This is a genomic window from Acinetobacter sp. 1566109 (genome assembly GCF_000582255.1).
GTDB classification, from domain to species: domain Bacteria; phylum Pseudomonadota; class Gammaproteobacteria; order Pseudomonadales; family Moraxellaceae; genus Acinetobacter; species Acinetobacter nosocomialis.
In genome coordinates this window covers 89,562-103,222 of sequence record NZ_JEYB01000009.1, presented here as the reverse complement: position 1 = coordinate 103,222, position 13,661 = coordinate 89,562, and the positions used below count along the sequence as shown (strand labels likewise).

Sequence of the window (13,661 nt, the reverse complement as noted above, 5' to 3'; positions counted from 1 at the left end):
ACTTCAAAAAATACGTGATTCTTGTGTTCATTTTTTATCCTTTTTTGCTGGATATGTTTACTTTTTAACCTTGCTTTGAGTTGATTTTTTCAACGATTTATTTTAAGCCTACTTATAAATTGTTACTGTATAACATTATTTTTAGAAGTACTGTATATATGAACCGATTGTTATAATAAGCCAATAGAATTTAATTGAACTGATCAAATCTAGTGCGATATTTTGCATAAATTCTGTGCAGTACTTTTTTTATTTATATTGGTGCCTAAAAAAGACCCAAAATAGTTCATCGACTTTAACTCAGAAATAAATACAGAAATGAAGTAAGCAAAAATGCTCAATCACAGATCATTTCATCTACCGCCTTCAATAATTTACATACTTTTTATATCTCAACTTTAGATCTAAATAGAAAATTTACGCGTATCAAAGGAATACTTCTTACCTCGGTTACTAATTTCCGATAAGGGGTTTTTTCTATGTTGAGTATTTTTAGATTTGTAATAAATCTATTTTATATATTTGTTTTTTATAAATATATTTCTATGAGCGTTAGGCGATATTTTCATTTTAAAAAGAATTTGATTTCAAAACTTATGCAGCCCAGCGATACGAAATATGGACTTGGCACAGCAATTGCTAAAGCTTAAGTAACAAAATTTGTTTAATTCAATTAAATCGTGCGTTCATTGTGGGGGAGATCAAAATGATGAAATTTGCACTTAAAGCAGTAGCAGTCGGCGTACTCACAGCAGGTTCAACCATGGTTATGGCTGAAAGTGCTCCATCTTTCTATGGAATCACGACAACAGGTAGCGTAGCAGCAACCACAGATTATCGTTTCCGTGGTGTTACACAATCTTCAAATAACCCTGCCATTCAAGGTGGTTTTACTTTTTCTCATAAATCAGGTGCTTATTTATCACTTTGGGGTTCAAGTGTTGATTTTGGTGTAACAGGTAACTCAACTGAAACAGATGTCGCTTTGGGTTATACCAATACGTTAAAGTTATCCGATAAGCTTGCGCCAACTTATGATGTAGGTGTGATCCATTATGGTTACATTGGTTCGGGCCATAGTTTTGACCGTAACGGTATTGGTTACGATGGCAAAAATGGATTAGATTTTAATGAAGTTTACGGTAAGTTAACGTTTGCCGACTCTTTATTTAAAGGTGATGCACTCAGTGTGGGCGTTAACTATTCAAATGACTACTGGGCGAACTCTAAACAGTTCTGGTATTTTAACGTAGGTTATTCGGCACCAATTGCAAACACTGGATTTACTGGACTTGCATCAGTTGGTTATAACAAATTCAAAAACAAAGAGGCTTTAGCCGTAGTTGCGGGCGGCCCTGGTACAGACGACAGCTATATCGATTATAAAGTTGGTGTAAACCGTAACATTTTAGGTATTTTGGCTGAATTAGACGTAGTGGGTACCGATGTGAGCACTTCTGGTATGACTGATGCTCAGAAAAAGCCTTATGACGCCGGTCTAGTATTTAGTTTAACTAAAACTTTCTAAGTTTATGCTGTAAAAAAGCGGGTAAATAAACCCGCTTTTTTATTAGTTTTCTATTTCAGAAAGTAGTTGTTTTAACTGATTAAGCTCAATATTTGTGGCTTTAGACAAAGGCTTACGTGGTGACCCCGCAGAAATACCTTTTAACTGTAAACCTGCTTTAATCGTTTTAGGCAAACCACCAGTTACAATAAAACGTAGGACAGGAAGTTGTTGGTAAAATGACTTCTGAGCTTGCTCTAATTCACCATTTTTGACGTGTTGAATAAGCTGTTGAGGTTGTTGACCTAGCAAGTTTGGTGCTGCTGTACACCAACCGCTTGCTCCCGCACATAAGGCCTCTAAAGCTAGAGGATTACAACCGTTATAAAATGGAAGTTCACCTTTTGATAGTTCATAAATTTTATGCATGCGCTGAATATCGCCGCTGCTTTCTTTTACCATCGTGATATTTGCGATGTTGTTAAACATACGCACAATTAACTCTGGAGACATATCAACGCCACTGGTTGCAGGGTTGTTATACACCATAATCGGTAAACTCGTGGCCTGAGCAATCGCTTGATAATATTCAAAAATCTCTTGATCAGTTAGTTTCCAATAAGATACAGGAATCACCATAAGTGCATCTGCACCATAGCTTTGCGCGATCTGGGCTTTTTTGATGGCTTGATCAGTGGTGAGTTCTGAAATTCCAATAATGACAGGCACGCGCTTATTAATGCTTTCAATTGAGGTTTTTGCGACTAAGCACCATTCATCCCATTCAAGATAAGCGCTTTCGCCTGTACTGCCTAAAGGTGCAATTGCATCGCAACCATTTTCAATAAGCAAATTCAGCATTTGTTTTAGAACAGGAAGATTAATGGTGTTGTCATCAGAAAATGAAGTAACAGGGTAGCCAATAATGCCTTTTAGTTTCATGGTCGAAGTCTCTTTTTAAATACAGTCAGAATGGTTTTTCAAAGCTTTACGTGCGTAGTAAGCAAAGTTCACTTTGTTGCGTTTATCGTTAGATACCCAGTCATGTGCTTCTGTTGCTAGACTGTGGGGGATAGGCTGAATTTGCCCGGCAGACATTGCCAGTAGTTGCAGTTGGGCTGCGCGTTCAATTAAAAGAGCCAAGTTACATGCTTCTTCAATGGTTTTTCCTGTGACCAGTTGGCCGTGGTGAGACAACAAAACAGCGCGGTTTTTACCCAGAGCAGAGGAAATCAAAATGCCTTCTTCATTACCTACAGGAACACCTGGCCAATGACCTACAAATGAGCAGTCCTCGTAAAGTGCACAGACGTCCATTTGAGAAATCATGAGTGGAATCTGTAGCATAGATAAAGCAGCTACATGGGTGGGATGTGTGTGAATAATGCAATTCACCTCTGGATGTTCTTTATAAATCCAAGTGTGAAAACGGTTGGCTGGGTTTGCCATTCCTTCTTGATTGATGGGTTCTAGATCTTGATTTACTTCAAGTAAGTTTGAAGCAGTAATTTCATCAAAACCTAATTCGAAACGCTGAGTAATAAAAGTTTCTTTATTTTCACTACGGCAAGTAATTTGTCCCGCTAAACCAGCATCATGACCATGATCAAATAAAATACGACAAGTGAGTGCAAGCTTTTGACGATCAGTTAAATCTGAGTCGCTTATCCACTTTTGCATGTTTTGCTGTGCGTGTTGCATCAGCTCTTGTTTATTTACAGAAACAGTCTTCATCTTTTCTCCAGTCCAGTTGACCAAATTAAGTAGGTGGAGGCAGAATAGAAAACAACTGGATGAATCAATACATCCAGTTTTAATAAGTTATATGGTCCAGATGGGGCGAATATGTTAAGACCTTGGCAAGTACATTTTCGTATCGATGAGAGAGAAGAAAAAACAGTTTTTTTAAAGCTAACTAACTTGATTAGTCAGGAAATTTTAAGTGGCCGTTTAGGGCAGGGGACTATGTTGCCGGGGTCTCGTAGCTTGTCAAAAGAACTAGGAATTAATCGGAAAACCGTACAAGCAGTCTATGAGGAACTAGAGGCACAAGGATGGTTGGTGACTCGGCCCCGAAAAGGCACATTTGTGGCAGATGTTTTGCCTGAAAAACAGCTTCAAATAGAGTCAGTAGCTGAGCGAAAAGTTAATGAGAAGCCAATTATTCAAGAAGTGATTCAACGTCCACATAACGATGGTGTACCAGATCCACGTCTTATTCCATACGAATTATTTTCGAGGGCCTATCGGCATGCACTGATTAAAATTACGCAAAACCAGTACATGGGCTATGGCGACCCGCGGGGAATGATTGAGCTAAGACAAGCCTTACAACAAATGTTATCGATGGAACGCTTTATGAATGTTGCTGAAGATGAAATTTGTATTGTACGTGGTAGTCAGATGGGAATTTTTCTTGCATCTCGTGCATTACCTAATCGGCAGGGTGTTATTGTTGTTGAAGAGCTTTACTACCCATCTGCTTTTAAAGCGTTCCAATCAAATGGTTTTCAGGTCGTTTCTGTCAAATTAGATGAACAAGGTATTGTCCTTGAAGATTTAGAACGGATTTTAAACAAACACTCGGTTGCAGCAATTTATACAACGCCACATCATCAGTACCCTACAACCGTTACTATGCCAATGAGCCGTCGTCTCCAACTCTTAGAGCTTTCAAAAAAATGGGGTTTTTATATTATTGAAGATGACTATGACCATGAATTTCACTATGACAGTCGGCCTATGCCACCCTTAGCAAGTTTGCCTCATTCTGAATTAGTCATTCATGTGGGTTCATTGTCTAAAGTTTTTGCACCCGGTATTCGCTTGGGTTACATCGTGGCATCTTCACCAATCATTCAATCCATTACTGAAGATATTTTATTGATTGATCGGCAAGGTAATAACATTACTGAACTTGCGTTAGCAGATTTAATGCAGCGAGGGGAGATCAAACGACACATCCGTAAAATGAAAAAAATATATCAACTACGCCGTGACCATGCCTTAGCTGAGTTTCAGCGAGTTTTTGCTGAGTCTGTTCAGATACAACCACCTGCGGGCGGAATGGCTTTATGGGTGAAGTTCCAGAAACCATTTACTCAAGATCAGCTTATAAAGTTAAAAGAACTCAATATTGATACAGAGCATAAGTTTAAACAGGGAGAACACCCTAATCATAGTATCCGCTTCGGTTTTGCAGCTTTATCAGAGAAAGAAATTACGGCTTTAATTGAAAACTTAAACAATATTCTTAATAGAAATAAATGAACAGCGGACACATAATCCGCTGTTTTATTTTAAGAATGATTGCCTCGATAGGAGAGAGCTTCTGTAAGGTGAGGACTTTGAATCATCTCACTTTGAGACAAATCGGCAATGGTACGAGCAACCCGTAAAACACGATGATAAGCACGAGCTGATAGATTTAAACGCTGTTGAGCCATTTCAATCATTCGCTGTGACGTGTCATCCAGAATAGCGAACTGCTCTAATTGTTTAGGCGAAAGCGCTTGATTTAAACAATTTTGTCTTTGCATTTGTTGTTCATAAGCTGAAATTACACGCTGTCTTACAGCCGTAGAACCTTCAACAGGCGTTGGATCTTGTAGTTCCTGAGCTTTTAAAGGTGGTACATCAATATGTAAATCGATACGGTCAAGTAAAGGTCCTGATATACGATTTTGATAACGTTTAATACTCTCTGGTGAACACTGACAACGACTGTCTTGATTAAATGCATAACCACATGGGCAGGGGTTCATGGCTGCAATGAGCTGAAAGTTTGCAGGATAAGTAATTTGCCGGGCTGCACGAGAAATAATAATTTCTTTTGACTCGAGCGGCTGGCGTAAGACTTCTAATACTTTGCGATCAAACTCGGGCAATTCATCTAAGAATAGAACACCTAAATGGGATAATGTAATTTCACCCGGTTTAGGGTGTGAGCCGCTGTCATTTCCAAAGAACTATGCGACAATATGAGCTAGGGTCAATGACTTAGACTGCCTTTTACAAATAACTATGCGACAAATTTTATAAAGAACTATGCAACGGAACCCAGAATGAACAATCAATCATGCGACACCGTTAACATCGTACCAGCTCGAAGAAAAATTGGTAATACACGGATTAGTGTATCTGGTTTATACCCTTTTAAAAAAGATTCGGCAGTGGCCTTTGAATCAACACTGGAACGCGATTTTCTCATTCGATTAGAGGTTGACCCTAATGTTCTTGCTGTTGAATCTCAACCCTTTACGATTGAGTATTTTGATAATGGGCAGAAACGAGTTTACACCCCTGACTACCTGGTAACTTATAAGCATGATGATTTTCTTCCATTTATTGCACCTAAACTGGTTGAAGTAAAACCTACAGATGAATTGCAACTTAATTTACATCTATGGAAAGCTAGATATCGTGCTGCCATGAGGGTATGCAAAGAAGAGGGTTGGAAATTTCATATTGCACATGAGGGTCGTATTCGGGACCAGTTATGGTCGAATGCCATGTTTTTACAAAAGTACCGAAAGATGGAATTTCCCCCTGCTGATTCAAAGCACTTATTGGATTATGTGAGAGATCGAGAAGTAGTAACTTTTGAGACTCTATTAGCCAGACATTTTCTTGGCAAATGGGACCGAGCAAATGGAATTAGTCAAATCTGGTATTTAGTTGCTCATGGTTATCTGGTTTGCGATTTAAGTGCACCTTTACAGCCATCTACTGAACTCTGGGTAAGTGGGAGTTTGTCATGAATGATAGACGTGTGAATATCAAAATAGCTGCTGGGGAACCTGTTCAGATAAAAGGGATTCCTCATACGATTATTGAAGTCATTGACCTGAAATCAGTTTTTGTTGAAAACAATAATACAGGTAGGAAAAATATTGCGGCTATCAGTGAATTAAGGCCGTCAATAGCTGTGGAACAGCATGAAGATCTAGAGCTCATCGCTGATAAAGACTGGATTGAGGCTGAAAGACGTTTCAACATCATCCGTCCTTTCATTGAGGGAGGCGTGAGTGGTCGTAAGGAAGTAGAGTTACGAGCCCAAGAACATGATATTAATCCAGCCACTATCTATAGATGGTTAAAAATCTATAAGGCATATGGAACTATTGATGGATTGCGGCCCAGAAAAGAGGGATTGCCACAAGGCAAGAAGATAATTAATAAACATGCTGAAGCAATCATTGAAAAAGCCATCAAGGATTTATACCTAACTAATCAAAGAATAAGTGTTCAAAAAGTTGTACTTGAAGTGAAACGCTTATGTCATGAATACCATATCCTAGAGGTGCCTCATGCCAATACAGTAAGAAATCGTATTGCAGCGATTAGCCAGAGAGACTCTCTTCGTAAGAGGGGACATAAGGAAAAGGCCGATAACAAATTTACACCTGCCGCAGGGAAATTCCCTCATGCTGATTATCCACTTGCCGTCGTACAGATTGACCATACGCCTGTTGATCTTATTCTGGTTGATGATTTTAGCAGGTGTCCTATAGGACGACCTTTTCTTACGTTGGCAATTGATGTGCGTTCAAGGGTAGTTGTGGGATATTACTTATCATTAGATGCCCCCTCTGTTATGTCTATTGCAATGAGCGTTTCTCAAGCTGTACTGCCCAAAGAGAAATGGCTAGCTTCGCGCAAGATTCAAGCTGAATGGCCTGTCTGGGGAATTATGAACACCATTCATGTCGATAATGGACCTGAGTTTCACTCAGAAACTTTCAGAAATGCTTGTATGGCACATGATATTCGTCTGGAATACCGACCAGTTAAAAAACCACGTTTTGGCGGGCACATTGAACGTTTGATGGGAACATTTGCAACCGATATTCACGCAGTTCCAGGAACAACTTTTTCAAATATTTTTGAAAGAAAAGGCTATAACTCAGATGCGGAAGCAGTTTTCACATTCTCCGAATTTGAGGACTGGCTGATTGATTTTATCTGTAATGTTTACCACAAAAGGAAACACTCTGCTTTAGGTACTTCTCCACTACATGCTTTTGAGTTAGGTATCTTTGGTGATAAAAACACGTTAGGTTCTGGGGCTGCTAGATTGCCTGCAAATGATCATAATTTCTTTCTTGATTTTCTACCAAGTTTTGAAAGGACGATTCAAACAACAGGTGTAACAATTGATGGTCTTGCTTATTATGCTGATGTACTAAGAGGTTGGATTAATGCTGTAGACCCTGATAATCAAAAGGAAAAACGTAAATTTATCTTTAGGCGTGATCCAAGAAATATTAGTGAGATATGGTTCTTTGATCCCGAAATCAAAAATTATTTTAAGGTTCCTTTAGCGGATCAAAGTATTCCACCATTTAGTATTTGGGAACACAAAAAGATTCAGGAACTGAAAAAGGAAACTGGCGAATATCTAAAAGATCATGAACTTGGACAGGCTCTAGCTAAACTTCGGGAGCGTGTTCAGGAGGCAAGTACTAAAACTCGACGGGCTCGCAGATCACATCAGCGCAGTACCCAACATCAACAGAGTGTTAACCCTGCTTCAATTCAGGGCAAAAAACCTCAACAAGAGAGTACGATTTTGGAGCAACAGCTTGAAAACGTATATGGTTTATTGCCTCTCGATGAGCTGGAAAATGATGAGGATATTTCATGAGTAACTATTCACATGTTTTTCAAGAGTTTCGCCCTATTGTGGAACAGTCTAATGAGGACAGACTCTACTTCCTGGAAGAGGACCGATGGATTGGGTATCCAGCAGCCAATGACTTGTTAGACCAATTGAAAGGATTCCTGACACTTCCTAAGCGGAGCCGTATGCCCAACTTACTGGTATTGAGTAAGCCAAATAATGGTAAAACCTCAATTATTAACCAGTTCTTTAAGCTGTATGGGGAGGGTTATGTCAATGCAGAAAATAATGCAGTAAAACCTGTAATCATTGTACAGGCACCTGTTTCCCCTGATGAAAAAGCTCTGTATATGGCTATTCTTGATAAGTTCTGGGTTCCTTTTCGAGAAAGAGATCCCGTTGCGAAGCTACGTTACCAAGTGGTCCATTGCCTTAAACTTTATGAGGTAAAGCTCCTCATTATCGACGAAATGAATTCTCTATTATGTGGCAGTCCGATTAAGCAAAGAACAGTAATGAATGCGATTAAGTATTTGTGTAATGAAACACAGATACCCATTGTTGGGTTTGGTACAGAAGAAGCAATTAGTGTTCTGCGTACTGATCCACAGCATGTCAGCCGTTTTCGTGTGGTTAATTTGCCCTTATGGAAACTAGATAAAGACTTTCAAGCTATGGTAAATAAATTTGAGAAAGTTCTTCCCCTCAAACAGGCTTCAAAACTGGCTGAACCAGCAACAGTAAAATATCTGCATGATATTACAGATGGAAACTTAGGTAATCTGCGAACGATTTTACGGGACGCCGCAAAGAAAGCTGTTGTTTCTGGTCAGGAGTTTATCGACCGTAGCTTGCTAGAAAGTGTGAAATAAGCAATGTGGAGGACTAGGTATGATAAGTGCAACAGAAATCCATTCATGGTTTATTCCCACGGACTTAAAGCAAGATGAGGCATTATCTTCTTGGTTGATACGTGCCGCACTTGACAGTGGTTGTGACCCATTAAGTTTAACTGGAGTACTTTGGCCCAAATGGCGAATCTGGTCTGTAGATGTAGATCGTGGTTTAAGTGCAGAGCAAGTACAGGTATTGATCAATACGACAAAAATTGATGAAAGCCAATTTAATTCTGCTACGCTTCGCAATTTTTTAATTAAATATAATCTGGATAATCAAACTCTTGATGCATGGTACTTGGTATTAGGTACAAGAAACCGTAAGCATCGAGGTGGCTGGCAATATTGTCCTGAGTGTCTATCTGAGGATAATGTTGCCTATTTCCGTCTGCCTTGGCGTTTTGCCTGGCATACAGGTTGTATAAAACATAATCAGCATTTACATGATCAATGTCCTCATTGCCATAATGCTATTCAACCTAGACGTCTTGAAGCCCCTGATCAGGTTATGACTTGCTGTTCAATATGTAAAAAAAGTCTATTGGAGGTTAATAAAAGCCTTGTGGATTGTCATGCCTTGGCATTCCAAAAAATCTTTGATCAATTCCTGGAACAAGGCTGTGCAACCTATCAAGACAAGTTGATTTCAGTAACTGATTGGTTAACGGTGATTAAGTTATTTTCACAATTTATTAGAAAAGCTTTAGCTGGCTCAGTAAATGGAAAAGGATGGGCTTTTCTTGAACAACTCAGAATTCAGGTGCCCCATCCTGAGCTTATATCGAATGGATTGGCTGTTAACCAACTTCCAGTTACCGAGAGAGAACGGCTATTTTCCTGTATTTATCAATTACTCATTATTCCCCAGGAAAAGTTTATTGAAACAGCAAAATCTTTAAATATGAACAGGTCTTCATTTTGGGATAAGAGAAACCAGTTGCCAGCCATATTAAGGCCTGTTGAAGAACAATTAGGCTCGATTTATCGGAACTACCCTCCAAAGAGAGCATTGGTAGCTACCTTTAAACCTAAAAGTAAGGAGACTGTAATACGCAAGTTTTTAAGATTAAAAAGAAAACTAGGGTAACTTTTGGGGGGACAACACCATGCCTCAGTGTGATGAATGTGGTGATGCGGTTGAAAAGATACACCGACTTTATAAACAGCGTAACTATTGCCATAAGTGCTATGTACGAGTTTTTAAAAAACAGGATTGTCCGTCGTGTGGTAAAAGTTCCAGATTATATAAAGCTGATAACTTGGCCGTTTGCCAACAATGTGAAACCAATAGACCTTGCATTAGATGTCAGCGTATTGATTACCCTATAGGAAAAATAACGGAGCAAGGCCCTGTTTGTAATAGTTGTTCAGTTTATTTTAGAGAGTTTCAAGCTTGTGAACGGTGTGGTGTGACATCACAACGCTTATCTCGTATCAGCCGTTTTGGAGATAATTTAAGAGTTTGCCCAAAGTGTGCAACCCGTGATTACCAGACATGCCAAAGTTGTAGAAGATATAGGTTGATTGAACAGGATGTTGTGTCAGGCAAAATGCTTTGTAAGAAATGTTTGACCTGTCCACCACTTCAATGTCTAACTTGCCAGCAACAGATTCCTGCTGGATATGGGAAATACTGTGAATTATGTACATGGCGAAGAATATTGGGGAATAGGATTAAGGAACTGGTTAATACATTAGTAAATCCAAGCCTCAAAGGTTACTTTAAAGATTATATGAATTGGCTTGATCATGAGGTTGGACCGCATAAGGCTGCATTACTAATTCGTAAACATATTCATTTTTTTGAAAAGACCAGTGATCTTTGGAGAGATCAGATCCCAGACAATGACTCTTTATTACATAGACTAAGAACAAGTGGTTTACGCAAATATGAGCTGCCCATCCGGTGGTTGGTTGCAGTACATCACCTGCATATAGATACCCAATCTAAAGGCCACTGTTCTGAATTTGACCAACTGAGAAAACTGGCGAACTCATGTCCTGGTTCATCGCTTTCAGCCCAAATTCTTCAGAACTATTATCAGGTTTTAATAAATAAAATGGATTTAGGGAAAACGAGTATACGTTCTGCCCGTTTAGCCATGAAACCAGCATCTGCTTTAATGCTGTTGGTAAGTCAATCACGATTAGATTTACCAACAATGTGGCATGTAAAATATTACTTATTTAAGTCCCCTGGACAAGCTTGCGCTATTGTTGGCTTTCTTAATTTTTTAAACAAGAATTATGATACGAACCTTGATACGTCATGGGTACTAGATGAAAAAATAACAGAAAAAAGTAATATGAAGAAACTGGAAAAACAATTGTTGGCCATCATGAAAGCCCCAGAGGAAAATTTTAATGAACTAGAGTGGATAAAGTTAGGATTGATGTATTTTCATAATTTGGATAAATCCTTTTTTAATCAAATGGATAGTATTAATTATAGGGGGCTGAATGATGGCTTTGAAGTGAGGTTTGGTGATCAGCAATATTGGATACCTAAATTGCTTGTATAACTGGACCATATAACGCTAATGTAGCTACATAAAGTTAAAACTGAATTTTGGGCTTCCAGAGGGTATGTATGGGGCAATTAGGTCATGAATATTGTGTTCATAATGGATTCAATAGGTCTCATGCAGGGAAATATGTTTATTCACTTGCTACGTTTATATCTTGGATATTGATTTACTTTTTACTGAAGTTCTTGGGTGGATTGTCTCCTTATTGGAATGTCATCATTTCTAGTGCTATCACTGCTTTATTATTTCTTACTTTTTATTTTCTATTTGATAAATGGATATGGAAAACAGGTTTATTTTTCAAGATTCTGAAATATCCTGATATTTCGGGAGAATGGTCATGTAAAGGTATCTCTGATTACCAAGAAGAAAATTCTGAAATGATTAAGCACAATAGAGAGTGGATTGGAAAAGTAACAATTTTACAAAGTTGGGATAAAGTAAGAATCAGATTAGAAACAGAATTTTCCACATCTGACAGTATTTCTGCTGCAATTATTTATGACGAAATTGAAGAATACAAAGTTCTTTATAGTTATGAAAACAAACCAAAAGATTTAGATCATGAAGAGTTACGTATCCATCGAGGATTTGTAGAGCTGACACTTCATAAAGACAATAAAAGTGCCAGTGCTAAATATTATAATGTTACTGGTCGAAGAACCATGGGAACAATGTTATGGGAAAAATTAGATAACTAATGGATAAGAGCCAATGGTTTCGTCATATAGGTAACCCAAATCTTTACGTATTTCCGTAACGAGTTTATCTAAGGCAATGCTCATTGTTGTGAGAGAGGTTTCTTTCTGATAACTATCAAATATTTTTCTGGTCATATCAGGTGTATATAAGCTATTTCTATAGTTTGGGTTATGATACAGATAATCAAAAAATCTTTTTGTTTCAAGAACTATTGCTAAAGCATTTGTTCTACCTTTCTTTAAATTTTCTAGATTGGAATGATACATAATAGAGGCTAGATCAAAACTACTTAAGTAAATTACTTTGCCCTCTTCAACTAAATCGGCTTTTATTGTTTTACAAAGGCGGATAGATTTTTTCAATCCTCCATCAGCATAGTATTTACATTTGTAATCTATATAAAAAATATGCTTGAAAGGTAAGTTCATCAATGTAGTAGGAGTTTTATTATCTAGAATATTGACTCCTCTTAAATAAAGGTGCTTTTGTTGTTGGTACTCATATGTTTCTACCCAATGAGAGGGTACAACATCTACATCCCGAGGAAGTGATCCACCTGTTAAAGTTATAGATTTAGCACCAGTAGTATCAATTGTTACGGCAGGATATGCTTGTCTTAATTCATAAGTGCACGCGTTCCTGAGTTCTCTTAATATTTTTATATCATCATGACGTAAAGTACCTAAATAACCCTCTGTACGATAATGTGATTTGTTAAGTACAAGTAAATCAACATCACTTACACCTTTGATATGAATATTTAGGGGAACTGACCCTTGTAATCTGTATTCTGTGACAATGTTATGATTATTTAGTAGCCTAGGCTCTAATTGTTTTTCAATTCTTTTAGCAGTTTCAATACTGATTTCTGTGTAACGTTTACTAACTTCTTGCATTGCTCCTACTGCATAACGGATAGATGGTTTGTCTGATACAATCTGCCATTTTTCTATTGTACGTTTTAATTCATCAAACTCATTAAATGAAGTTACGCCTGCTGTTACACTATCAAAAGCATTGTATGTAAGGTCAGTACCTTTTCGTCTTTTCTCTAATCTGTTCAATCTTTTATAAAAATCAATTTCAGACATTGTGAAACTCAAAAAATAGTAGTTATGGTTAAAATAATTATACCTTAATAATTATTTTAAGGTTTTAATAAATAAGGTTTTATTGTCATAAATGCTCAAATTTAAGATGAGAAGTAAGATAATTTTTAAGTATAAAGTTTGAGAATGTTTGTAGTCTTTTGTAGTGCATCCAATAATCAAATAAATAATTGTGAAACCATGAAAACACATATCACATTTATATTTATATAAAAATATTATTTGTGATTGGAGGTGATTTTTTTAATTCTATTGATTATTGTGACTCACTACGGAGTTAATTGTATTTAAGTATTT

At 37.6% G+C, this 13,661-nt stretch carries 11 protein-coding genes and 1 pseudogene; 8 read left to right on the top strand and 4 right to left on the bottom strand.

Features of this window, described 5'->3' with window-relative positions; all coding sequences use genetic code 11:
- Positions 1 to 706 precede the first annotated feature (706 nt).
- Entirely contained in the window at positions 707 to 1,528 is an 822-nt protein-coding gene (locus J582_RS10340; RefSeq protein ID WP_002048960.1) for a TorF family putative porin, read from the top strand.
- A gap of 42 nt (positions 1,529 to 1,570) precedes the next feature.
- Here J582_RS10340 and J582_RS10335 read toward each other — a convergent pair whose 3' ends face one another.
- Positions 1,571 to 2,449: a dihydrodipicolinate synthase family protein gene (locus tag J582_RS10335; RefSeq protein WP_002048953.1), complete on the bottom strand. Its 879-nt coding sequence runs from the start codon at positions 2,447 to 2,449 to the stop codon at positions 1,571 to 1,573.
- Between the two features lie 15 nt (positions 2,450 to 2,464).
- Entirely contained in the window at positions 2,465 to 3,241 is a 777-nt protein-coding gene (locus tag J582_RS10330) for an aldolase (protein ID WP_031982186.1), read from the bottom strand.
- Positions 3,242 to 3,352: 111 nt separating this feature from the next.
- Here J582_RS10330 and J582_RS10325 point away from each other — a divergent pair, with 111 nt between their 5' ends.
- Positions 3,353 to 4,777: a PLP-dependent aminotransferase family protein gene (locus J582_RS10325; RefSeq protein WP_032047829.1), complete on the top strand. Its 1,425-nt coding sequence runs from the start codon at positions 3,353 to 3,355 to the stop codon at positions 4,775 to 4,777.
- A gap of 29 nt (positions 4,778 to 4,806) precedes the next feature.
- Here J582_RS10325 and J582_RS10320 read toward each other — a convergent pair.
- Positions 4,807 to 5,457, bottom strand: a pseudogene (locus J582_RS10320) (ATP-binding protein); the annotation flags it as partial.
- Positions 5,458 to 5,571: 114 nt separating this feature from the next.
- On the opposite strand from J582_RS10320, the gene J582_RS10315 reads away from it, so the two are divergent.
- From J582_RS10315 to J582_RS10290, 6 genes are all read left to right on the top strand, one after another.
- Positions 5,572 to 6,267: a heteromeric transposase endonuclease subunit TnsA gene (locus J582_RS10315; RefSeq protein ID WP_032047828.1), complete on the top strand. Its 696-nt coding sequence runs from the start codon at positions 5,572 to 5,574 to the stop codon at positions 6,265 to 6,267.
- Complete coding sequence (locus tag J582_RS10310; protein WP_032047827.1) at positions 6,264 to 8,153, top strand: Mu transposase C-terminal domain-containing protein; 1,890 nt, start codon at positions 6,264 to 6,266, stop codon at positions 8,151 to 8,153. Before J582_RS10315 ends, J582_RS10310 begins: the two co-directional genes overlap by 4 nt.
- Positions 8,150 to 9,001 (top strand): TniB family NTP-binding protein, encoded by an 852-nt coding sequence (locus J582_RS10305; RefSeq protein ID WP_000073961.1) that lies wholly within the window; start codon positions 8,150 to 8,152, stop codon positions 8,999 to 9,001. The genes J582_RS10310 and J582_RS10305 overlap by 4 nt, the downstream gene beginning before the upstream one ends.
- Positions 9,002 to 9,020: 19 nt before the next feature.
- A complete protein-coding gene (locus tag J582_RS10300; protein WP_000622362.1) occupies positions 9,021 to 10,112 on the top strand; it encodes a TniQ family protein in 1,092 nt (363 codons plus the stop codon).
- A 19-nt stretch (positions 10,113 to 10,131) separates the two neighbouring features.
- Positions 10,132 to 11,547 (top strand): hypothetical protein, encoded by a 1,416-nt coding sequence (locus tag J582_RS10295; RefSeq protein WP_032047826.1) that lies wholly within the window; start codon positions 10,132 to 10,134, stop codon positions 11,545 to 11,547.
- A 68-nt stretch (positions 11,548 to 11,615) separates the two neighbouring features.
- Positions 11,616 to 12,254, top strand: coding sequence for a hypothetical protein (locus J582_RS10290; RefSeq protein WP_000530048.1), 639 nt, complete (start codon positions 11,616 to 11,618; stop codon positions 12,252 to 12,254).
- Here the strand turns inward: J582_RS10290 and J582_RS10285 are convergent.
- Positions 12,243 to 13,346: a hypothetical protein gene (locus tag J582_RS10285; RefSeq protein WP_001289337.1), complete on the bottom strand. Its 1,104-nt coding sequence runs from the start codon at positions 13,344 to 13,346 to the stop codon at positions 12,243 to 12,245. The genes J582_RS10290 and J582_RS10285 overlap by 12 nt on opposite strands.
- Positions 13,347 to 13,661: the final 315 nt, after the last annotated feature.